The sequence below is a fragment of the Marinobacter antarcticus genome (assembly GCF_900142385.1).
GTDB classification, from domain to species: Bacteria; Pseudomonadota; Gammaproteobacteria; order Pseudomonadales; family Oleiphilaceae; genus Marinobacter; species Marinobacter antarcticus.
On record NZ_FRAQ01000002.1, the window covers coordinates 368087 to 390436 of the forward strand.

The following is a 22350-nucleotide window of genomic DNA, read 5'->3' on the forward strand; positions in this document are numbered from 1 at the left end:
GCCAGACAAGCACGGTGCGTCCGGGGTGTCCCCCCGGTTTATGGCAATAACTTAGAACACCGTTCGCAAATCTGAAAATGTCTTAAGGTGGCCGATTTTATGTAGACCATTATCGATCAAAGATCTTACGACGTCGTTTATGTCAGCAGTCACCTCTTGCTCCGAGCAAAATTGCTTGATCATAGCCGCGTAGGCGTCCTCATGTTCGCCAAATAGAGTGTCACGATTGATTACGTGAACCTGTTCAGGCTTTTTTATGTTGATTGTAGCGGTTCGTATATCACGGAGAGCAAGAGTAATTGCCAGTCTTGCCGTCACGTTTGGTGTCAATTTGGTCCTGGTTTGCAGGTATTGTAGCCGGTCCCAGGTTTTTTTATTCAGTTGTAAGCGTGTCGGGAACATAAGAGCCAACTCCTTTATGATTGGTTTTTTGCCAAAAATAGCCGGTCTCTACTTTAGTCGCGCCTTGATGAGGGTCATAGTCCAACCGGAATGCTCGTGAAATGTCTGGCTCAAGCTGTGAATAGAAGGATTCATCGACTTCGGTATCTGTCGAGAGAATGATCATTTGATGGCTGGCTAGGGGAAAGTAGCCTTCTACGAGTTTTGTGCGGTGTTTAGAGTCCAGACGTCCCAGAGGTGTGTCGACGATCATTGGTAATTGACGGCCTGAAGTCTTGGCCAATGCTTCCAGCATTGATATTGCAAAGATCTGTTTTTCGCCAGCGGAAAGCTCATCTCTGCCAACCTCGCGCCCACCTGCGTTCCTCAGCGCAACGTGGAAGCTTTTTGGATCAATACTAACGGTCAGGGCTAAGTCGTCCTTGCGGGCCAGTTTGGCAAAACATTCGGTGAACTGAACTTCAAGATCCCTGATTTTATCCGTAGCTGAACGATCGACAAATTCTTCAAGCATTCCATTAGCATTGCTTATGTAACTGAGAACTCTTTGTTGGTCGCTATGTTTCGCTGCCTCATCAAAGAGTTTATCTAGACGCCGCGCGCACTCCACGGCAGTCTGTGCTTGCTTTCTAGCATCAGCCTTCAGTGATTCGATGTGCCCTTCGAATTTTCCGATCGTTTGCTTTATTTCTTGGAGATTTTCAAAATCGGATTGTATGAGGATGTCATCCGGGGCTCTGGTTAATGAAGCACCGATTTCGTCAATAGCTACCTCAACGCGTTCGAGCTCCTCAAAATATTTGCTAGCATCCTGGCCCTGGCTTCTGCCTGACTCGAAGGTAGACAGTATTTTCCCGGCTTGTGAGGCTGTCAGGTCGTGGATGAGAGCTTCTTCGCCATTGCTCAAAGGCTTTGCCTCATTGAGCAGTGAATTAACCTCTGCCTCGATAAGGGCCTGGACATCGCCAGGGATTTTTTGTTCAAGCCTAGCCTTGATTGTTAGTAAATTTTTCTCAAGGAGTTCAAAGCTCTTTCGGTCAGCACTTTCGTTAAGATCTTTTTGCACCTGGTGCTCGACTCTTTCACAGAAATCGCTGCAAATTGCCATGGGCGCACAATCGCTGATCAGTGCGCTAATCCTGGATATGAGGAAATCGCGCTCATCAGTAAGTTCATCGAGCTTAGAGTGCAATTCAGCTCTTGAAGTGGAGAAATGGCCCCCACGGTCACTTATGTTCTTAGTGAGGCGCTCGGCTGTTGCTGCCGCCTCTGATTTACGGATTAAGATGCCAGAAATCTCTTGCCGCAGGTTCTCAATTCTAAAGCGGCACTCCTGAAGCGAAGCTTGGACCTCAGTTATTTCTTCTTCAATCGAGCGCTGAGAGGAACCCTTCGCTATATTTCGACTGAGCACGGTGAGATCGCCTGCAAGCCTCTCAACAACGTCCAGACCCAGCAACTTTTTGATAGAGCTTTCTAATCCAGCGCCTCCTGCATCATCTGCTAATTGGGAAATTTTTTCCCCATCGAAGAAGAAAAGCTCAGAAACCCCTATTGGTATAAGTTCATTGAGAAAATGCTGGGCTTGCTCGTAATCTAGGCCTTTAATTTCGGCGCCATTTTCTTCAATCCGCAAGGTTTCATGGACACCTTTGCCTTTCCTTTCCCAAATTCTGACAATATGAAACTCGCTTTTTACGCCGAGCTTTGCATAGGAAAACTTTATTTCAACAGTTGCGGTACTGGCCGTTCTGTGTGTCTCACGGGAACGATGAATAGAATCCATGAGATATTGATCGTACCGCCGTTGGGAAACGCTGCCCCCCAGGGCGGCCTTTCCATAAAGAACAAGGCGCACCGCGTTAAGAATGCTGGTTTTCCCCGCACCGTTAAGTCCGCCAAAGAGAACGATTGGTCTGCTTCTGCCAGCTTGTTTATCAGGGCGCAGATCAAATCGATGCTCGCCGGCGTAAACCCGAAAATTATTAAGTATCAGTTCATGAATTAGCATCAGATAAAAACTCTTTGAATTCTTCCTGAATTTCATCAACGTGGCGCTTACCCAGTTTCCTGAATTCCGCATTGCGCTCGTTGATGGCGTCAAGTTCGTCCCAGTCTTGCCGCAGAATGGATTCCAGTTTTTGGAGGATTCCTCTGCGGTTTCCTAGCCCCGACACTTGGAGTTCCGCCTCCAGGAGCTTCCTTATAAGAGGAGCGGGAACTTGATACCTATTCGATAGTTGCTCAAGTACGGCTGAGTCAGTCTTGGTGAAAGCCCCTGCGTCGTCTTCGACCCAGTCTAGATCTTCACCAAAAACCTCTGCGTAAATTCGCGGGAGAGAATCTTCCCAGTCTGGTTCATTGGGGTCACGCAGCCATTCACGCCGAATCACGTGAAGCTCGGGGCGAGTTATAAGCTCTATATCGCGCCCCTCATCATTAATCGTCTTCTCTATTTCAAGAAGCTCCTTTAGCAGCGTTTTCCTGACGGAAAGCCAATAGGGGCCAGGGATATGGCGGACTTCGGTAATGTCTTGGTTCTCTATATCACCGCTGTTATAGCTCACCCTACCTGTCCGACGGCGAAAGTTCCGATATTCCTCTGAATGCTCTTTTTGGCGAGACTGGTAGAGCTTGTTGCGAAAGTCCAAGAGCGGTCTCATCCAAGTGTCACCGGATTCGATTAGACCGTGCAGCGCCTTATCTTCGGTTACCACGGTGCAAGTCCAGCATCCAAAGCGGCTATTACCACAGGAGGGAGTGCTGGTATCGATCACCAATGGACATTCACCTTGATTTGAACCTTTATAGAGTTCGAGTAGCTGCTGGTTTGAGCCTCCCCAAGGGCAGGGCGCGCTCATCAGGTACATCCATACCTCATCCGCAGACCAACTCTCGATAGGCATGTAGGTATAAGCATTAGGTAGAGAGCTATGGCGGCTAAGAGCAGAACCATCGACCTTATGCTTTGCGATAACCTGCGCGCGGGAGTTGCTCTCCTGGCTCCGGGAGCCAAGGACGACAACCGCCTCTCCAAACCGAGCGACCTTGTCCATAATAAACTCGCTGACAGGATCTATCTTCATTCGCTCCGTACACCAACGGAAGGTTTGATTCGGCGCTGGGTAGCCTTTTCCAAGCAGGTTGACCCAGAAGGTTTGGTCTGTCTTAGGAACCACCGCATGCGCCGTAATGGGTAGGTTGTCGCGAACGGCAGACGAGTTAATGGTGCCAATAACACTCTTGATCATGTCTACTACAACGGGTGTCTCCACTAGCGTGTCTGAAGACACCACATAAATATGTTTATGACGCCTCTCTTCTGGCAGAAGCTGGAGTGAAACGTAGATAAGTGACAAGCAACAGGTCGAATCTTTGCCCCCACTGAAACCAATTACCCAGGGACGATCGTCAGAGCAGTAAATATGTTGAATCTCTCGAACTAGGTCGGCTAAAGGTCGACTACCAAGCGAAAATTCGCGGATCATCGCTTTGTGATCGGCATAAGGAAAGTGCTCAGAGGTTGTCATATCGTTTCACCTTCTTCGTAAGCCTGTTCAGAGGGTGTCAAGGGTAGTCCCAGCTTATGTTTGATGTAGTTGCCTGTGCGAACGACACTGCTGCGTGCCTTTGAAATCCGACCGTGATGCATCGCACGACCCTCCCAGTCGGGATTGGCGCGAGCCCAGTCGATATCTTTCAAACCTTTTAATATTCCGGCCCATTGGTTTCTGGGTTTCACCAGTAGATCTGCACCTATCTGTCCCATGGCCTGAAGCATCACTCCGTGAGCGTGGACGTACTGTTCTCGCAGTTCTGATGTGGCGACCTTCTTGTCGAGTGCCAGTTGCCAGTCGGCGACATGTAAGGTTACTTCATTCCAATAAGCTGCCGCCAAATCCTTTTCCTCCTCGTCGACCCCATCTCCTTTGCCTTTCAGTAATAGAGCTTTGGTAGAGTTCTTGATCGCAGATAACGTAAACAGCTTCGTGCTGCGATTTGAAATGCTTGATTTTTCCATTTCAGTAAGCTTTGAAAAGATTTCCACACGTTTGATCATTGAGCGGGCAAGTTCTGAAATTGCATCGCGGTGGTCATAAAGTGTACTAATAGAGTCGCTAGGGCGGACAGCATGTTTGTTTAGGTCAGCGAACATTTGCTGGCTGTGAGTCAGCCCTTCGTCAATGAAGAATAAGACCGGAATGTTGTCATAGCTTAGCTCTGGACTCTCTGCAATCGCTTGCTCAATGGCTGCTCGACGATGCTGCCCATCATTGATCAAAATTCGAACATCCATGGGTACGGAGAGCACACCTAGATTGGATCCGGGGCCGGTGTCGGCGCTTGGCTGAAACGTGACTTTACCGTCTATAGATGCTGTAATTGCCGAGATGGTGTACCCGGTGGGGTTATTTACAAGGTACTCAACAATTTCAGGAATTCGAGTCCTGTTAAGTGTCCTTTGAGCACGTAGCTCTGCAGGCACTTCTTCTTCGTCGAATACAAAAATCTTTGGAATTAGGCGCATTGGACACATTGCGACGTAACAGGGTCTGCCTGCCTGCATTCCACGAGCGGCCGGGAAGCTATGACAAAAATCAGTGTCCATCTCGTTACCTCATGATCGCCAAAAAGGAAGTTAAATCCTACAGGAAGTCTTTTTTGGTTTCAATTGACGTCCAGAAATTTTAACAGCCGAATTTCACCCTTACGCGGTCCCTGTTTGTGCAGAGCTGTGCAAGTTTTTTCTTGAAAGGTGCGGAGAGAAAATTGAGCTTCAATTTCAATCATATTTTTCACGCTGGCCTAGAAGACGACGAGCAAATATCTAACTCAGCAGGCGTATACGGTTTCCTATTTAATCCGTTTCAAAAAAGCAAGCTAGGGTTGTATTCTGGCGTACCCATCTCGGAACAGCGAGCGTCAGAGGCCAAGCGAGCTTTAATCAAAAAGTTAAACAATTACAATTCATTGAAATCGAGCAAGACGATAGAGGCTAATCTTAAGCTTTTAAGCCCAGCAGGAGCTAATGAGGGAACGTTCATTGGTAAGGCAGCTATATTTACAGATACATTTTTCCAGCCAGCTGAGATCGAAGCATTAACAATTTCGGAATTTATGGCCTATCTTGAAATGGCAAGTCATGCGACTCTTCTGTCTCAAGCTATTTACTGCGGCATGACTATAAAGCAGGGCCTTAGAGACCGATACTCCCAGCATAAATCAAATTATGAAAGTGATAAACCTGGAACTTTTGGTGGGAGATTGTCAAATTTTTCAATAAGCTGGAATGATTTGATATTCGTTTATACGCCTATAGGTGTCCCATCCGCAGACTCAAAGAGTATTAAACTTTTAGAAAGACAAATTATAACTATGTTCAATCCTCTGTTAAGCATTAGATAAAAAGGAGATCGAAATGGCTAATACTAACGATAAAAACTCTGAAAATAATAGTGAGCCCAGTGAACAAGGGATTACAGATGTTCAGGCTTCAGATTTGGGTTTCGATCTCGAACTGGTAGGTAATTTTGGACGTTTTGTTTCATCACAATCATATCCAATTGAATACTTTATGGCATCGATGCCTATGGCACAAGCAAATAGATATCTTAAGTTTGCGAGCGATGTGCAAATGGACGATATTGATTTTGATCTTCTGATGCAGAGAGATATAGATGAGGAACGTGTAGAAAAAGAAATTATCCCTTATTTACGGCAAGACGACCAGCCCGGTAGTACGCGACCACTTTTTTTTCCTCCATTATTGGCGGCCATAGTACCTGTTCGCGACAATAAAATTGAAAAGTTTTACGGAGCGAAGGAGATGACGACTCCAATAGACGGATATCGGGGTGTAAAATGGTCGGGTCATTTCCAGGTATATGGGTTAACGACAGATAGCCCTGATGGGCTATCTTTGACAGTCGATGAACAGTCGCAAAAGATTAAATCCCGACAGGCACTTTTGAATCTTCGCACAGAGGAAAATTTTGGTGATGGAGTTATGCTGATTGTAATCGACGGCCAGCATCGCCTAAGTGCACTAAAAAAACTATATAAAAGAAATATAAATTCAGTGAAAAATTTGATTGTCCCTTTATGTATCGTCTACCCACCGAATTCTCACTTGGGCACCACAAATGATGAGACGACCCCTACGGTTCCAAGAGTTTTTCGTAATCTATTTGTTGATGTGAACTCAACTATGCGTGTTGTTGGGGGGCACTTTAACATTCTCCTATCTGATAAAACCGTAGGCGATATATCTTGTAGAGTTTTTTGTGATACGATTTTGAAGGATGTCGGGAGAACTGGTCTTTCTGTAATTGAATGGAACACGCGATCAGCAAAAGAATCATTTAATATAACAAAAAAGTACACATCCACAAGTATCGGAATCATCCAAAAAGGAATGGAAGAGAATTTTAAACCAAATATGTTGGTTAATTATTTGCTTGATATCACTGAGGGTTCCGAGGATCTGTTTCCTGAAGGTGCAAGCAGGGAAGATTTTTATCCTAATATAAAATGGGATAGCTTTTCTTATGCCCAGTCAAATGCAATTAAGGAACGAGTAAAGCTTCACGTGGTACCTTTGCTTCAGACCCTTTATTTTGAATCCGTTCCGTTTAAAGAGTTATTTGATATTTTTTCGGGGGAAATCGAAAAACTTAAAGAAGAACAAACTCAAGAAACTCAGGCGGGAATTGCAGCTCAAGCTGTTCTACATACAGTTTTGGAATACAAGCCTCTGAACCTTGAAGAGCCTGACTTTAGGTCTCGAATGGCCAAGTTCGTGCTGGCTATCGAAAGTAAGCGTAAAGTGGCAAAGTTGGATATTGCCCAGTACGCTCTTTTCCAAAGGGCTTTGTTTTCTGTTGCTGGGGAAATTATACGTTTCGGTCTTAAATATGAAGTTGCCCAAGTGAATGCCTATAAGGGCTTCATAGCGCTCATTGATAGCATTTTTCTTCGTGATAGAAGTGTTTTTGATCACGATCAAAGCTATTTACAGTTTACGGCTTTCGATCAGAGGCGCATTCGTGCGAGAGAAGATACAAAGCTGACTTTTCGAGATTTGATCTTAGCTCATCTTTTGGATCCAGATATTCGTGCCAAAGTTGTTCAAGGAGGGTTTAGTTCATTAGATAATCCAAATCCTTTATCTGCTGATTTACTAGATCGGGGTTTTTCTGCGGCAGGAGGCCTGTTGTCTCGGTTCCGAGAAGAGCGAGGTAAAGCGTTCAGAAAGAGTTACGAGTTTGATTATTCACTGACCCAAGAGGAAAGGGAAGACCTGAAGCTTAAAGAGATGACCCAGAAATCGCACGAAAGGGAAGTCAAAGAAGGAACGCGGGAAGAGCATGGATTTATTCGAGATTTCGATATTGCTGTTGATGACTATATTGAAAACTTCTTCGTTGACGCGAAGAAGCAGTTGAAAGATCGGCTGGGAATACAGGGCGATCTGTTACCGATAGAAAATGAAAAAGATGCGACTGAAGGTGAAGAGTCGTAGTGGATATTGTCTTCGACATGTCAACGGTTACTGATATTGATGAGGTGCCTCTTTATATTGAGGATTTGCTATCTCGGCCGGATAGTTTTGGTTCCCATGTTATCCTCCGAAAAGGGCACTTTCAGGTGGTCGAGGCTTCCTTACAAAAGGAAGCCATTGATCATTATCAGACTATTTGGGAGCTTAACTCTCCAATAACAGATTTTGGCACTAAATTTTTTTTGATTAGTCTAGATCTTCTGATGAGAGGAGACGCACTTGATAAAAGGTATTTTTATTTTGATGATGGTGTATTTCAAGAATATACAAGCGTTGAGCTTTTGGATATTACGAGATCAATTGGTGAACTAAAAGAGGGATTGAAATTAAAAGATTTATCCTCCCATACCCACGACATATTTAAACGAATTTGCTGTAGTGATGATTTAAAAAAGTTCGGTGATATAGGGAGGCTTTTAAGAAATTCGTTACGTCCTGTCTTTCAGGAATTTGATTTCATTTATTTTGATGTCTACGGTGATCCTTACCAAAGTTACGGTAAATTAAGAGCTTATGGAGTTCCAGAGTCGATTCTTGTAAAGTGGAATTCCTTGTTTAAAAATAATAAATTGATTCCTGCAAAGGGTAAAGAAATCTTCTCTTGCGTTGATAGAATTCGTACTCTATGTTCCCGATGCCGTGTTAGATCGGGAAGCACTCGACCTAATTATGATAGCGCATACTGGCCAATGCTTTATGCTTCGACTGCAGCATGGTTTATGAGGGAGTCTCTAACGCGTAGAAGCGATAAGAATACTTCAGTTTCTTTACTATTTATGGTTAGAAGTTTTGAGTTAATGCTTCAAGCCCAAAGCTTGATCTCTGGCCAGGGAGTGCTTTCTCCTTCGGATGGAAATTTGTATATTTCCAATCGTAAAGTTGAGGGTTGCGGAAAGTTTATCGATGAAATTTTTGAGCGTCGGATTGATTGTCGAATCCGTAACGTGAAACTATTATCAGACTGGACTATCAGGGCAAGAACTATTTTGTCTGCAAGAAATCATTGTCAACTTGCTCATGGCGTGCTCAATATTGAACGGTCAGAGCTGGACGTCATTTTTAATGAGATCAGAAATCTTATTGAAGAATTTTCCGATGAGTATCTATATATAGAGTATAAGCAGACCTTTTCTGACTTATCATGTCCAGACTTTTTTGATAGTTTCCAAGCTAGTTCGTCGTCAATCTCTGAAGATTTTTTAATTTTTCAATCGTAATTAATGTCAAATACAAAATTACTTAGTTTCCGTCCATTCCTGATTCGGTTTTACGTAAGTTGTAGTTTTATGTTATTAGTGTTTAGGAATGTTTCCGAATCCATTGTCTTTGGGATTAGATTTTTTCTGGATTTTACTTTTTTCATTAAACTAACCTGTTTAACATTATTAAAATTGTAGCTTATGTGGATAGGTTTATCAGAGCCATAGAGATAGAGCCTATCAAAGCTTAGGTGGTTTGCGATCCAGTAGGCTACCGCAATCATATCTTCATCTTCTACTAAAAAATCGATTGCTGCTCCTCCTCTTGAACATATGAAGTGTCCCAACCGATTCCTCTCATGCGCTCCGTGCTGATCGAGTTTAGGCGCAACTCGCCCTGGGATTTTCCGTGCCAGCTCAGGGGAGCAAAATCCATAGGTGAGTTTAATCATACCGAAGTAATCGATAATTGGATCTAGCAGTTGAGTCGATAATTCGAGTAGAGCTGTGTAGCTGTCCGGCTGCTTGGGAAGATTCGGGAGCTTCGTCTCTGCTTGCGTTTCACCGCATTCAATTAGATCCCTATACTTTAGGAATAGCCCGCAGGCATCGTCTAGGTTGGGAATCGTCTGGCTGCGCTCAAGGTTAAAGCCTTTTATGCAGTATCTTCGCTCCTCAAGTAGGGCTTCGAGCTCTTCGGGACTTGGTCCGAATCCACTAAGGTCCGCAAGGTTTAGTTGTTCAAGCTTTTCATCGAAAGATGCTTGTTCCGCAAAAAAAGGGTGTTCTTCGTTAATAAATCGTGATTTTAGGTAAAGATAAGGCGGTATGTAAATTTCCCCATAATCAAAAAAATCCAACCGCTGACTTCGAAGATTGATTTTGACGCGTTCGAGTAGGCGTGGGAGGGGGCTTTCATCAAATTTGTCGAATGTCATAAGGGTCAGTTTGCCTGATCGGATATGTATTTTTATCAGGTCGGCGCTGGAGACATCACCGTAGAGCAGTGTTCCACAACTCACATAGCAACGCAGGACAGCGGGTAGCTGCTCTACAAGGCTGGTGTGAAGCTGTAATGAATGGCTTTCATCGAGCCATCCCAGGCCGTGTTCAGCTGCCTCTTGGCAGGCGGCATTGATGTTTGCGACTTGGGTGGTTTCAAAGAGTAGCCTTTCTCCTTCCTGGACCGCCGCCTTGAAGGTACCAAAAAAGTGCTTGATGTCGCTCTTTTGGCGCTGTTCCATGTGTTTGAATGGTCTGCGCTTTCCAAACTGGAGATTTGCAAAGTAGACTCGAAGATCATTAACTCGGGCGGTTTCGGCGGCGTTTAAAAGCTCAGCTCCCTCTTCACCTTTATAGGCCATGATAAGTCGCTGAGCTGCGGGGAGTGACCCCAGCGCGGCTCCAATTTCTTCAATATTTACCTCGTTACGCTCGGGTTTCCGACCGAGTTGGAGCCATAAATGCCAAAGTGGTTCCAAAAGAGCTTGATGCCTTTCATATTTTTCCTGAACTCGGTTTACTCGAACTTTGGTTCGTCTCTCGGTGGGAGCGCGTTTGACGCGGATTGCTGGAGGCCGTTTTTTTACAAACCGGCTATACACAAAACGCTGCTCAGCATCTTTGTCCTTGAAGACGTAGAAAATTCCTGGTCCGACGGGCAGAGACTCTTCGTGCAATGTTTCTGAGATGAAGTGGCTCAATTCTGCCTGAGTAAAATACTTCTGAAAGGTGTTCCTCGAGGTCAACACACCGTCCCCATAGGGCCTGCCCTTCACCGCCTCTGGGTTTGCCAGCATAGCTGAGATTACAATGAGTTCGTTGGCGAGTTCGTAAGCCCCTTGAATGGCCTCAACACGCTCGTCTAGGCTTTCGATAACGTTAATAACAAAGCCAAGGTTCACAATGTCGGCCTGTTTTTTTATATCGTCCGCAGCGTAATAGGGGTCCCATCCTGAAGCAACGACATTATTCTCATGGAGAGCCTGAAGATCTCCTCCCTTACCACAGCCATAGTCAAAAACGCTCTTGCGGCCATCCAGATAACCAAAACGCGCTAGCGTCTGCATCGGTGCGGAGAGGTTATAGCGAGTTAGGGCAGTTAAATGCCGGGCGATCCCGGACTCAGATGAAATGGGTTCTTCGTCGTTGGAACCGAATTTCTCAAGGTTTCCGACAGGTACAAGGTCGTGGCCAACAACGCTAAAGCCTTTGAGTTTAAGTAACGACTCCCATGCACGGAGAAAACCTATACGGTTGGGATCATCAAATAAACCAATGGTTTCTGCATCGACTGTAAGTTTACAAAATTGTTCATATTGCTCCTGCTTTGAGGAAATTAATAATTCTTTTCGATGAAGGACTGGGGGGTTTTGCGAGTCCTCATAGGTGCGGTGCCGGTAAGTTTCTGTCGCAAGGTTTACAGTCCAATAGCGAGCCAAAATTGGAAATCCTTCAGTAAAAAAATCTGGATAGTCCAACAAGGTCACAATTTCGCGGTTGTCTGAGAGTTTTATTACATTGAATTGTTCCTCCTCCTGCACGCCAGCGAGGAGGGTGGCCTGCTTGACCACCAATTGGTCGCTCTCACTGAGTTGATTCAGCAGAGATAGATGGATGTATTGATTAGCTACGATGTTTTTGCCGATTTTTTTCATGATCTCTGCTCTAGCCGAATTGCCAAAAAGGAATCAGGTTTTCGGATCTTGCCAAGGTTTTGTGCTGTGACCGAGTTGCTTTATGACATCCATACAGGCCCATAATCTTTTGGCTGAGACTGGACCAGTAACAACGCGTGGTTGGATTGCATTTGGTGGGCTGGTTAGATTAATACCCAATAGTTTTTGCCAAATCCAGCAGTGGTCTCAGCTTCTTTTCGTATGCGTCTCCAATTTTCCCAGGGGTCGCTAGCTCACTCTCACTGAGGTTCAGTCCTTCCAGGTATGGCTCGATGACTTGACACCAATTTTTATTATTCCGGGTTCGGTGTACCTGCAGTGCTTCAATTTGCTGATCAATAAAGGGATCCAAAAACTTGTCTTCGGGAATAGCCCGGCCCTTGGATGAATTGGCGCGTGGATCGGCAGGTATCAGGTTCCAGAGTTCATCGTGACAGACGAACGACCAAGGAATGAAGTGATCCAGAGCGAATGAGCCAGAACTGAGATGAACATTGGAATAAATGCATCGGATTGGGCGCTGTTCAACGACGAGATTCCAGAATTTTGTTTGCTTTGCGAGGGATGCCCTTTGCTTGGGCGGCTCGATTTTTCTGAGTATTGCTGGTGTGTGCGGATTCTGACGCTGGAGGTAATTTGCCCATTCAAACAAAGCCCAGCTTTTGACGATTGGAAAATTTACCAAAAGGTATCGATGCCATTCGGGGTGTAGCTCAATCTGCGAGCAGTCACTGTCAAAACGGTATAAAGCAGGGGCGTCGGTGTTAAAGGCTTCTCCCGCGAGCCGCGTGATGACAGTATTCTTCTTTGTGTCAGGCACTCCCTTCAGTTCTTCCTTAAAAAAAGGCGTGAGGAGCCTGAAAGGAACGTAGCGTGAAAAAGAGTCTCCCCCGACCATTTGGAACTGTTCCTCTATCGATAAACGCAGTCGGGCCTTGGTGGTCGGGTTAGTTATTGCGTGTTCATCAGCGCGAAACACAAGTTTATCGAGGGATTGAGCGATTTGGTCCTGCAGACCAAAGGAAAGACTAAAAAAACGATGCGGATACCAGCCAAATTGGAGCAGATTTACCGTCAGGTTTTGGATGCCGATCTCGCGGCTACAGTCATTATTTGCGGCACGGGTTTTGAGTTCATCTAGCATGGCCAGAAAAAAAAGGAGCTTGTAGGAATTAGTGGTGTTTTTGAATAGGCCTGCAAGATAACCAACGTTGAGTTTGTTGTGGCTCGGTAGTGCATCATTCATACCCAGTACCTAGCCCTTTCCGGAAAAATCCAACGTACACCGCCCCTAGGATCATTTTGGTCACCTTCGAATCTCGGTATGAGGTGAATATGTAGGTGAGGCACGGTTTGCCCCGCAGCTGGTCCGTTGTTGATTCCAACGTTGTACCCGTTTGGTTCCAGTTCAACATCCAGTCTGGTTTTTGCAGTATCGATCAAGGACATTAGATCCTGTCGAATATTTCCTGGCATGCAGAAGAAATCGGAGTAATGCTCTTTTGGAATTATTAACGTGTGTCCGGGCGAGATTGGGTATCCGTCCCTAATCACAAAGCCGTCAATGCTTTCATGAATAATGCGCTCACTTGGCAAGTTGCAGAAGGGACACTCTTTGGAAGTCATCATTTAGAAGGTATGCCGTTAGCTCAAGTGTTAGGTGATGGTTGCCGATTATATTCGTCAGCGCAACATATGGAATAAATTGGTAGCGACCAGCAATCAAGCTTAATATCGGCCACTGGCGAACTCTCAACCGCGTAATGTCGGATCTGTAGCGCAGGAAATCGGCCTTTTCTACAGCCTGGCACCTGATTACGAACCCTAAGCACTAACTCTCTGTAGCGGTGAAACAATGGAAGATGATTCTCAGCCTTGGACTTCAACCACTGAACCAAAGAGTATTACCAGAGAACGCTTTCTCGGCTGCCTGTTGGGAGGTGCAGTAGGCGATGCTTTAGGCGGAGCTGTGGAATTCCTATCCCGCTCCCAGATCCTTCAGCAGTTCGGTGAAAAAGGCATTACGGACTATGTCTATGCATACGGAGGCAGGGGCAGGATCACCGATGATACCCAAATGACCCTGTACACAGCCGAAGGCTTGCTGAGGGGTCAGATGCGTGGGCTTGACAAGGGCATCACGAGCTATACGAACACCGTTGCTCACGCCTACATTCGCTGGCTGGCTACCCAGGGTGAGCAAAATCAGCGCGTGCCGACGCCTATGGATGGCTGGTTGCATCAGCACAGGGAGTTGCACCATCAGCGTGCCCCGGGGATGACGTGCCTAAGTGCGCTGCGGGATATGGCACAGGCTGGGGAGCCTGCCGCAAACGACAGCAAAGGGTGTGGCGGTGTCATGAGGGTTGCGCCCGTAGGTTTGTTCTGCTGGCACTTCTGGGGAAAGTCCGACACAGCAAAAGTCTTTGAGATGGGCGCAGATATCGCCGCGCTCACCCATGGCCATCCGAGCGGATACCTTACCGGTGGTGTGCTTGCGGTGCTGATATTCGCGCTGGCAGATGGTGCCACCCTGATGGAAGCTCTTGATCACGTCAGGGCACTGCTGGTGTTGCACCGCGGGCATGAAGAAGCTCTGCAAGCAATCGATAACGCAGTTCGGCTCAGCACAGCGGGCATCTCTCATCCCGAAGCCATAAGATTGTTGGGGGAGGGCTGGGTAGCCGAGGAAGCCCTGGCTGTTTCGTTGTACTGCGCACTGGTTGCAGAGAGCTTTGAGCAAGCCATTATTCTGGCCGTTAATCACGATGGCGATTCGGATTCTACTGGCGCTATCACCGGCAATATTCTGGGCGCAATGCAGGGTACCCGCGTCATTCCTGAGCGCTGGCTGGATCCGTTGGAATTGCGCGATGTTATCGAGGTTATGGCCTCTGATCTTTGGACTTGTCAGTTCTGGAAGAGCTGCGTGGACAACGAAGAGTTCTGGGAGCGATATCCCGGGTACTGAGACCAGCATTCAAGCTATCACTGACTTTCTGCGACTGCAGGCACCGCTGCAGAAGCACCTAAACCATTACCTGTCGGTGCTTTTCCCCGGCGCCTCCCTAGAAGTCGACGAACAGCTCCGGGCTGGCACCTTCAGCCGGGGTGCCGAACTTGGACTGATTGACCTGCTCCCCTCTGACTTAATGAAAATACACCTTCAGTTAGGTGAATTCAGGCCAGAGTTTCATCCGAGTGCGCTTTCCTTGATAAGCTAATCGACAATTTACGAACTCTATGAGTTGATGCCTTTATCCCCTGGTTGAACAGATACTCGTGACTGACGTATACAGCCAGAAGGCTAAAGCTTTCTATGACCAGTACCAGTCGCTTACCTTCGAACAGGTTCATCAAGACTGGGTTTCTTTCCTTGGCGATAAATCAGGCCTTGCTCTGGATGTCGGCGCAGGCAGCGGTCGCGACTCCAGTGCCCTTGCAGTACGAGGCTGGGATGTTGTCGCGGTAGAGCCCGCAGCTGGCTTGCGAGAGTTGGGGCAGGGTGCTACTAGCAATCAAAGCATTCACTGGGTAGACGACCAATTGCCCGACCTTGGTAAGATCCGGAAGCTGAGCTATCGCTTCGATCTGATTCTTGTTTCCGCTGTCTGGATGCATATCCCACTATCTGATCGTGAACGTGCTTTTCGAATCCTGACTGAGCTTTTGGCACCCGGTGGAATGCTGGTGATTACGCTTCGGCATGGGCCCGGTGATCGCGAACGAGTTTTTTACGATGTCAGTAGGGGAGAGCTGGAGGCTTTTGCCAAACGTCGGGCACTGATACCGCTCCCGTTGCCGGTCGGGCGCAAGAAGGATGAGCTCCAGAGGAATGAGGTTTCCTGGGAGACTCTGGCTTTTCGATTGGCGGACGATGGCACAGGGGCATTGCCGACCGTCCGCCACATCATCGTAAATGATAATAAGTCGTCAACTTACAAGCTGGGCTTGCTGCGAACCCTTGTCCGGATTGCTGACGGTGCGCCCGGCTTGGCGCTTAAGCGCACTGATGACTGGGTGGATATTCCGCTTGGTGCAGTCGGCCTGTTCTGGATTATGCTTTATCACCCTCTGGTTCTCCGCCATCAACTGAGGCAAGCGCCAGGTGGCCGTGGCTATGGCTTTGCCACGGAGGATTTCTTCAAGCTGCAAAGTTTCACGCCTCTGGATTTCAGAGTGTGTATGTCACTGTCCGCTGATGTTGCACTGGAAGTCCTGTGCGCTATCCGGGATGCTTGCTCAACCATTCTCAAGAATCCCATACATTTCACGACCTGGCGCTTCGAAATCCGAAAAGCTTCCCGGGGACTTGCTCCTCAAAGAGGCGCACTCCCGAGTAGTGAATTGGTGGGAGCAGGCCATAATGGGTACGTCTCGTGAGGAGCAGTTCTTCTCAGAGGCTGAGGCCTCGCTACCATTGCTAGGGCAGGAACGAACCGTGGAAGGCGTTTTTGAGGGAATGCTTCAGCAGAGGTTGAGACTGAAAACCAATCTTCAGCTGGCAGAATGGTTGGGCGGTTAGAACGGAGAATTATCAAAGCAACACGATCATCACAGGAAGTTCATTCATGCAAAACGTGCGCATCGCCATTGTTGGCGCCGGCCTGGCGGGTTTATACGCCGCTTATTCTCTTGAGAAGAAGGGCATCAAAGACTATGTCATTCTAGAGGCCAGGGAGATTCTTGGTGGGCGTATTGCTTCTACGATCCACTGTGATGGTAAATTTAATGGATCAGGAACTGAGGGCTTCGATCTCGGGCCCGCCTGGTTCTGGCCCGCATTCCAGACCGATATGGCGCGACTGGTAGATGAACTCGAACTAGAGACCTTCCAGCAATTTGAAACCGGCGATATGCTTCTGGAGCGTTCATCGAATCAGCCGCCAGAGAGAACACGTGGGTACATCAATTCCCCGCCATCTATGCGAATCGCCGGTGGTATGTATTCGTTGATTGATGTGTTATACCGGCGGATTGATTCAGCGCGGGTTGTGACGGGCCAGGCGGTTCGTCACCTGCGCATTTCAGAACCACATGTTGAGCTAGTGAGCGAAAATGCGAATGGAGAAACCTTTAGCCACTTTGCAGAACATGTGTTGTTGGCCATGCCGCCCCGATTAGTTGAGTCTCAGCTTACGTTTTCGCCGGCCTTGCCTGACAAGCTTGCAAGACAGTGGCGAGAGACCGATACCTGGATGGCCCCTCACGCAAAATATATTGCCGTGTTTGATCGGCCTTTCTGGCGAGATCAGGGATTATCCGGGGAGGCTCGAAGTGCACTTGGGCCAATGGTTGAAATCCACGATGCCTCTATTCCGGAGGGGAAGGCAGCCTTGTTTGGTTTCCTGGGTGTGCCTGCTGACGTGCGCCGTAGTGTTTCTGAGGAAGAGCTTATGACTGCTTGTCGCACACAGTTTGTGCGACTTTTTGGTTCGCAAGCGGAGAATCCAGAGGCAGAATTTATCAAAGACTGGGCTAAAGAGATTTACACAGCCACCGAGTCAGATGAAAGATCCTCTGGCGATCACCCTAGGCCTGCCTTGTCACCGGGCTCAGGCGAATGGGCTAGCCGATTAACCGGAATCGGAAGTGAGTGGTCACGTGAGTTTACGGGATATCTGGCCGGCGCTATTGATGCAACCAATCGTGGTTTGTCCTCTTTTTAGCGATGTCCGTGGTAGCGTAGGGGTAGATTATCCCTGACAAAGCATATTACTGGAGTGGCTTATGACCGTGCTTGCTGAGGCGCTTTCGAGGAAGGCAGCGTTAGTTATCGCACTGGGTTCAATGTTCATATCGGCAACCACCATGGCGACAGAAGAAGCGGAATACACAGTACTCCTGAAGGAAGAAAATCTGGAGGTGCGTCATTATGAGCCGCAGATTGTTGCAGAGACCGTCGTTGACTCAGAATTTGAAGACGCGGGCAGTGAAGCTTTTGGTCGTTTGTTTAAATACATTTCCGGCAATAACCAATCCCAGCAGGAAATCGCCATGACTGCGCCCGTTGGCCAGGTGGCTGAGGGTCAGGATATCGATATGACGGCGCCGGTAGGGCAGACCCAGGTTGATGGTAAATGGGTAGTCAGTTTTATGATGCCGGGATCATTTACGATGGACAGCATACCGAAACCCAACGACGAACGGATCGCTTTACGTTCTGTGCCGGAGCAGACTCTGGCAGCCATACGGTACTCCGGGTTTTGGAGTGAATCAGGCTACCAAAAGAACAAGTCCAGGCTGGAAAACTGGATTGATCAAAAGGGGTACACCGCGACTGGAGCGCCGGTCTGGGCGCGTTATAACGCGCCGTTCATGCCATGGTTTATGAGGCGGAACGAAGTGTTGATTCCCATAGAACAGGTGCAGTGAAACCTCGAATCATGATTTAAGAATCAACGAATTCAAATCATCAGGATGATGCCATGCCCGAATCGCCCCTAGCCCAACCCCTGAAACTCCCCTGCGGAGCAGTCCTGCCTAACCGACTTGCCAAGGCTGCCATGACCGAGGGGCTGGCAGACGATCAGCTCCACGCCACCAGCCGTCATGAAACGCTCTATCGGCGCTGGTCCGATGGTGGAGCAGGGCTGTTGATTACCGGCAACGTGATGATTGATCACCGGGTGCTGGAACGGCCGGGTAACGTGGCGATTGATCCGGCGCCAGATTTAACAAAAGTGAAGGGCGAGCCGGAGGGTATGGCGCAATTGCGTGCCTGGGCTGAAGCGGGCACTCGCAACGGCAACCATTTGTGGATGCAGATTTCCCATGCCGGTCGGCAGTCGCCGCGTTACGTTACCACGCGCCCAATGGGGCCGTCGGCGGTGCAGCTATCGCTGATGGGCAACTATGCCCGCCCGCGGGCCCTCACGGAGCCGGAGATCCTGGACTTTATCCAGCGCTTTGCCAACGTGGCGCGTATTGCCAAAGAGGCGGGTTTCACCGGCGTTCAGGTGCATGGCGCTCATGGGTATTTGTTGTCCTCTTTTCTCTCTCCGGTCACCAATCAGCGGACGGATCGCTGGGGTGGAGCACTGGAAAATCGCGCCCGTTTTCTGCTCGAGGTGGTGCGGGCGACGCGCGCCGCTGTGGGGCCGGAGTTTCCGGTGGCGGTAAAGCTGAATTCCGACGATTTCCGCAAGGGCGGGTTTACGCTCGATGAGTCTGTGAGCGTGGTGCGCTGGCTCAATGAGGAAGGTATTGATCTGCTGGAGGTATCCGGCGGCACCTACGAACAGCCGCGACTGCTCGGGTACAGTGGCGATGCGGAAACGGCGAGCGAGGGGCCGGCCATGCGGCAAAGCACCCGCAAGCGGGAGGCTTATTTTCTGGATTATGCCCAGAAGATTCGTGAGGTGTGCGATTGCCCGCTAATGGTTACCGGTGGATTCCGGACGCGTGCTTTTATGGAAGAGGTGATTGCCAGCGGCGAAACCGACGTGATTGGCCTTGGCCGACCGCTCTGCACGGATCCCGATACGCCCAGGGATCTGCTTGAGGGGCGTATCGATAAGACCGTTTGCCACGAAGATCACGTCAAGCTTGCCCAGCGGGGGTTTTTCTCTCCGGCCAGTCCGCTGATGCCACTTAAAATAATAAACGTGCTGGGCGGCCAGGCCTGGTACTACCAGCAGATATTCCGGCTGGCGGATGACGAGAAAGCTGATCCGGGTCTGGGCATTTTCAGGGCCATTGGGGCTTACTTGAAGGATGAACTGAGCCAGGCCCGGCGGGTGAAGAAGTCCCTTCGCCAGCGCGTGGGCTGACGTTCTTGAGCTAGCGCGTCTCCAGTGTATGGATTAATTCACTGCGCTCATCATCCAGGATGAATCGTTGGTGTTTCAGGCGGGAAATCTCTTCCCGATGGACGTTAATGTCTTCAAGCGCATCGGCGCGCTGTTTTGACGTGGTGCCATCACTGACGATGAGCGCCTCGGAATCTTCAATGAATTGCCGCTTTTTGACGATCTTTTGCTCTGTGGCCGTTAGCTGATCTTCAACACGGCTAATGGCTGATACTAATTCATGCCGGGCGTAGCCTTCTTGATAGCCTTCTGCATAACCGGGAAATTCTGAGCATGTAGGGCTGAGCTTGCCTCCTGCTTCGCCGGATTCAAGGCCGTTTTTGAAGGTGCAGAATCCCGCAACTCCCATGTCATAGCCGGCCTTGAAATCCGGGTATCGTGCGGCAGGGCAGTTGGCGTTGTAGCTTGCGCCTTTCTGTCCCAGGTTTTTACCGCGTTCAAACACGCAAAAGTCATATAATCCTGACTTATGTCCTTCTTTGAACGCCTGGAAATCCGCGCGGATGTTGTGATCAGCACAATCTGACTGGTATTCGCTGAAGCTTTGCGTGCCCTGGCCGTTTGCACCGTGCTGATAACCCACGGCGTGCCAGTCTGCGACGCGACATTCCTGCTCATTCATTGTTGCGCAGCCGGCCAGCATGAGAAACGCAGCGGCAGTGGCAAACCAGGAGATTTTGCGGTTAAACATAGTGCGTGTTTTTCCAGATTATTGAGAATGATGAGTATAGAGCACAGCAGCATCACCTGAACTCAGCCAGGAGTTTTTCGTAAATTATAGGTCGCAATAATAGCACGCTGAATTACGACGACACCTTTGGCTTTACACCGTCATGCGGACATTGAAACTCTTGCAACATCAGCCGGATGTGGCGATCATCTGGCGCCGACGCGGCCGGATATGCTTCAATGATTAATAAGTAGTCAGGCCAGCCAGCAAGGCTGTCTTAGGTACCTCGGGGCCTGGAAAAAAAACAATGAGCACAGACGAACAAGTGGTCAAACGCCGGCGATCTGCCCTTCGTGGCCGTCAACTGGAGCCGGCTGTATTGTCGGAGCTGCGGGACCTGATCGGTGACGAACGCATCGACTCGCCGTTGCGACACCGCGATCGTCTGATCGAGCACTTGCATGTACTGCAAGATACGCACGGTTACCTCTCCATGCCCCGTCTACGGGCCCTCGCTTCTTTCATGAATCTGCCCATGGCCGCCATTTACGAAACGGCCACCTTTTACGCCCATTTTGACGTTATTCATGACGAACAAGCGCCACCGCCTGCGTTGACCCTGCGGGTGTGTGACTCGCTCTCCTGCCAGTTGGCCGGGGCAGAGGCGCTGCATCAGGCACTGGCTGATGGTGCTGATCCGGACCGGGTGCGGGTACTGCGAGCGCCCTGCATGGGGCGTTGTGAAACAGCGCCGGTGGTGGAAGTTGGCCACCATCATGTGTGCCATGCCAATGCCCAGAATGTGGGTGCGGCGGTCGCCAATGAGCAGGTTCAGCCGGATGAGATCCCCTGGCAACGTTTGGCGGATTATCGTTCTGTGGGCGGTTATCGGTTGCTGGTGGATTGCCGTGAAGGCCGGGTGAGCGTCGAATCGCTGGCAAAGGAACTCGAGCACGCCGGCCTGCGTGGTCTCGGCGGTGCTGGATTCCCGGCCTTCCGCAAATGGCAGGCAGTGCGTGCCGAGCCGGGACCACGTTACGCGGTGATCAACGCCGACGAGGGCGAACCGGGCACCTTCAAGGACCGTTATTACCTGGAACGTGAACCCCATGGCTTCCTGGAGGGGGCTCTGGTCAGTGCCTGGGCTGTCGAGGCGCAGGCACTGTACATTTATCTGCGGGACGAATACCCAGGGCTGCACGGAGTGCTGGCCGAGGCCATGGCCGAGCTGGAAGCGGCCGAAATCGTCGAGCCTGGTTTTATCATCCTTCGCCGTGGCGCTGGGGCCTATATCTGCGGTGAGGAGTCAGCCCTTATCGAGTCCCTGGAGGGCAAGCCCGGCAAACCACGCCATCGCCCGCCTTTCGTGGCCCAGAAAGGGCTGTTTGGCCAGCCCACCCTGGTTAACAACGTCGAGACGGTTTACTGGATCCCGCGCATTCACGCCCAGGGCGCCGAATGGTTCGCCAGCCAGGGGCGGCATGGCCGTAAGGGGCTTCGCAGCTTTTCGGTGTCCGGGCGGGTGGCCCGGCCCGGTGTGCACCTTGCCCCCGCGGGGATCACCCTTAATGAGTTGATTGAGGAATACTGCGGCGGAATGGCCGAAGGGCATCGCCTGCTGGCCTATCTTCCCGGTGGGGCCTCCGGCGGGATACTGCCCGCCAGCAAAGCAGACATCCCACTGGACTTCGACACCCTGCAGGAGCACGGCTGTTTTATCGGCTCTGCTGCGGTGATCGTTCTGTCGGATCAGGACGATTTGAAAGCCGCGGCCGCCAACCTTTTGAGCTTCTTTGCGGATGAGTCCTGCGGGCAGTGCACCCCTTGCCGTGTGGGCACCGAGAAAATGCTGACGTTGCTGGAGCGCGACACCTGGGATGAGGGAACGCTCCAGCAGCTGGCCCGGGTGATGGCGGATGCCTCCATCTGCGGCTTGGGCCAGGCCGCACCCAATCCGGTGCTGAGTCTGCTGCGGGATTTTCGCAGCGAGCTTGCCAGCCAAAATCTGATCGCCAAAGGGTAGGGAGGC

General features: G+C 49.4%; 18 protein-coding genes. 10 read left to right on the forward strand and 8 right to left on the reverse strand.

All coding sequences use genetic code 11. The features are described from left to right. Positions 1-51: 51 nt before the first annotated feature. Genes BUA49_RS18285 through dndB form a run of 4 tightly spaced genes read right to left on the reverse strand, consistent with a single transcriptional unit; the run spans position 52 to position 5011 of the window. Positions 52-402 (reverse strand): DndE family protein, encoded by a 351-nt coding sequence (locus tag BUA49_RS18285; RefSeq protein ID WP_072798372.1) that lies wholly within the window; start codon positions 400-402, stop codon positions 52-54. Continuing rightward, a complete protein-coding gene (gene dndD / locus BUA49_RS13080; RefSeq protein ID WP_072798374.1) occupies positions 374-2413 on the reverse strand; it encodes a DNA sulfur modification protein DndD in 2040 nt (679 codons plus the stop codon). Before dndD ends, BUA49_RS18285 begins: the two co-directional genes overlap by 29 nt. Then, the gene (gene dndC / locus BUA49_RS13085; protein WP_072798375.1) at positions 2400-3932 is read right to left on the reverse strand and encodes a DNA phosphorothioation system sulfurtransferase DndC; all 1533 of its coding nucleotides are present in this window, start codon (positions 3930-3932) and stop codon (positions 2400-2402) included. The genes dndD and dndC overlap by 14 nt, the downstream gene beginning before the upstream one ends. After that, complete coding sequence (dndB, locus tag BUA49_RS13090) at positions 3929-5011, reverse strand: DNA sulfur modification protein DndB (RefSeq protein ID WP_072798377.1); 1083 nt, start codon at positions 5009-5011, stop codon at positions 3929-3931. Before dndB ends, dndC begins: the two co-directional genes overlap by 4 nt. Positions 5012-5172: 161 nt before the next feature. Between dndB and BUA49_RS13095 the strand changes: the two genes are divergently transcribed. Genes BUA49_RS13095 through BUA49_RS13105 form a run of 3 tightly spaced genes read left to right on the forward strand, consistent with a single transcriptional unit; the run spans position 5173 to position 9180 of the window. Further along, a complete protein-coding gene (locus tag BUA49_RS13095) occupies positions 5173-5808 on the forward strand; it encodes a hypothetical protein (RefSeq protein ID WP_072798379.1) in 636 nt (211 codons plus the stop codon). 13 nt (positions 5809-5821) lie between these two features. After that, entirely contained in the window at positions 5822-7924 is a 2103-nt protein-coding gene (locus BUA49_RS13100; protein ID WP_072798380.1) for a ParB N-terminal domain-containing protein, read from the forward strand. Beyond that, positions 7924-9180: a hypothetical protein gene (locus BUA49_RS13105; RefSeq protein WP_072798381.1), complete on the forward strand. Its 1257-nt coding sequence runs from the start codon at positions 7924-7926 to the stop codon at positions 9178-9180. Before BUA49_RS13100 ends, BUA49_RS13105 begins: the two co-directional genes overlap by 1 nt. 50 nt (positions 9181-9230) lie before the next feature. Here BUA49_RS13105 and BUA49_RS13110 read toward each other — a convergent pair whose 3' ends face one another. From BUA49_RS13110 to BUA49_RS13120, 3 genes are all read right to left on the reverse strand, one after another. Next, on the reverse strand, positions 9231-11819 hold the full coding sequence (locus BUA49_RS13110) for a DNA phosphorothioation-associated putative methyltransferase (protein ID WP_072798383.1): 2589 nt from the start codon (positions 11817-11819) through the stop codon (positions 9231-9233). Between the two features lie 169 nt (positions 11820-11988). Then, positions 11989-13086, reverse strand: coding sequence for an HNH endonuclease domain-containing protein (locus BUA49_RS13115; RefSeq protein WP_072798384.1), 1098 nt, complete (start codon positions 13084-13086; stop codon positions 11989-11991). Next, complete coding sequence (locus BUA49_RS13120; RefSeq protein WP_323807522.1) at positions 13083-13469, reverse strand: HIT family protein; 387 nt, start codon at positions 13467-13469, stop codon at positions 13083-13085. The genes BUA49_RS13115 and BUA49_RS13120 overlap by 4 nt, the downstream gene beginning before the upstream one ends. A gap of 226 nt (positions 13470-13695) precedes the next feature. Here BUA49_RS13120 and BUA49_RS13125 point away from each other — a divergent pair, with 226 nt between their 5' ends. The 6 genes from BUA49_RS13125 (at position 13696) to BUA49_RS13145 (ending at position 19612) form a co-directional block, all read left to right on the forward strand. Beyond that, complete coding sequence (locus BUA49_RS13125; RefSeq protein ID WP_072798386.1) at positions 13696-14811, forward strand: ADP-ribosylglycohydrolase family protein; 1116 nt, start codon at positions 13696-13698, stop codon at positions 14809-14811. A gap of 311 nt (positions 14812-15122) precedes the next feature. Next, positions 15123-16223: a class I SAM-dependent methyltransferase gene (locus tag BUA49_RS13130; protein ID WP_228704487.1), complete on the forward strand. Its 1101-nt coding sequence runs from the start codon at positions 15123-15125 to the stop codon at positions 16221-16223. Next, complete coding sequence (locus BUA49_RS18065) at positions 16207-16365, forward strand: hypothetical protein (protein ID WP_228704488.1); 159 nt, start codon at positions 16207-16209, stop codon at positions 16363-16365. The genes BUA49_RS13130 and BUA49_RS18065 overlap by 17 nt, the downstream gene beginning before the upstream one ends. 55 nt (positions 16366-16420) lie before the next feature. Beyond that, on the forward strand, positions 16421-17509 hold the full coding sequence (locus tag BUA49_RS13135) for a flavin monoamine oxidase family protein (protein WP_456085449.1): 1089 nt from the start codon (positions 16421-16423) through the stop codon (positions 17507-17509). 61 nt (positions 17510-17570) lie between these two features. Continuing rightward, positions 17571-18215: an SOUL family heme-binding protein gene (locus BUA49_RS13140; RefSeq protein ID WP_072798390.1), complete on the forward strand. Its 645-nt coding sequence runs from the start codon at positions 17571-17573 to the stop codon at positions 18213-18215. A gap of 53 nt (positions 18216-18268) precedes the next feature. Further along, positions 18269-19612 (forward strand): NADH:flavin oxidoreductase/NADH oxidase family protein, encoded by a 1344-nt coding sequence (locus BUA49_RS13145; protein WP_072798392.1) that lies wholly within the window; start codon positions 18269-18271, stop codon positions 19610-19612. A gap of 10 nt (positions 19613-19622) precedes the next feature. On the opposite strand, the gene BUA49_RS13150 is transcribed toward BUA49_RS13145, so the two are convergent. Continuing rightward, positions 19623-20342 carry a DUF2799 domain-containing protein gene (locus BUA49_RS13150; protein ID WP_072798393.1) on the reverse strand — a complete coding sequence of 240 codons (720 nt, stop codon included), beginning with the start codon at positions 20340-20342 and terminating at the stop codon, positions 19623-19625. 286 nt (positions 20343-20628) lie between these two features. On the opposite strand from BUA49_RS13150, the gene BUA49_RS13155 reads away from it, so the two are divergent. After that, positions 20629-22344, forward strand: a complete 1716-nt coding sequence (locus tag BUA49_RS13155; RefSeq protein WP_072798394.1) for an NADH-ubiquinone oxidoreductase-F iron-sulfur binding region domain-containing protein — start codon at positions 20629-20631, stop codon at positions 22342-22344. Positions 22345-22350 lie beyond the last annotated feature (6 nt).

Excerpts from the sequence above, each read along its gene's own strand:
- BUA49_RS13120 (WP_323807522.1), bottom strand. The coding sequence starts at position 13,469 with ATGATGACTTCCAAAGAGTGTCCCTTCTGCAACTTGCCAAGTGAGCGC.
- BUA49_RS13115 (WP_072798384.1), bottom strand. The coding sequence starts at position 13,086 with ATGAATGATGCACTACCGAGCCACAACAAACTCAACGTTGGTTATCTT.
- BUA49_RS13155 (WP_072798394.1), top strand. The coding sequence starts at position 20,629 with ATGAGCACAGACGAACAAGTGGTCAAACGCCGGCGATCTGCCCTTCGT.
- BUA49_RS13100 (WP_072798380.1), top strand. The coding sequence starts at position 5,822 with ATGGCTAATACTAACGATAAAAACTCTGAAAATAATAGTGAGCCCAGT.
- dndD (WP_072798374.1), bottom strand. The coding sequence starts at position 2,413 with ATGCTAATTCATGAACTGATACTTAATAATTTTCGGGTTTACGCCGGC.
- BUA49_RS13150 (WP_072798393.1), bottom strand. The coding sequence starts at position 20,342 with ATGTTTAACCGCAAAATCTCCTGGTTTGCCACTGCCGCTGCGTTTCTC.
- BUA49_RS13110 (WP_072798383.1), bottom strand. The coding sequence starts at position 11,819 with ATGAAAAAAATCGGCAAAAACATCGTAGCTAATCAATACATCCATCTA.
- BUA49_RS13140 (WP_072798390.1), top strand. The coding sequence starts at position 17,571 with ATGACCGTGCTTGCTGAGGCGCTTTCGAGGAAGGCAGCGTTAGTTATC.
- dndB (WP_072798377.1), bottom strand. The coding sequence starts at position 5,011 with ATGGACACTGATTTTTGTCATAGCTTCCCGGCCGCTCGTGGAATGCAG.
- BUA49_RS13145 (WP_072798392.1), top strand. The coding sequence starts at position 18,269 with ATGCCCGAATCGCCCCTAGCCCAACCCCTGAAACTCCCCTGCGGAGCA.
- BUA49_RS18065 (WP_228704488.1), top strand. The coding sequence starts at position 16,207 with ATGGGTACGTCTCGTGAGGAGCAGTTCTTCTCAGAGGCTGAGGCCTCG.
- BUA49_RS18285 (WP_072798372.1), bottom strand. The coding sequence starts at position 402 with ATGTTCCCGACACGCTTACAACTGAATAAAAAAACCTGGGACCGGCTA.
- dndC (WP_072798375.1), bottom strand. The coding sequence starts at position 3,932 with ATGACAACCTCTGAGCACTTTCCTTATGCCGATCACAAAGCGATGATC.
- BUA49_RS13125 (WP_072798386.1), top strand. The coding sequence starts at position 13,696 with ATGGAAGATGATTCTCAGCCTTGGACTTCAACCACTGAACCAAAGAGT.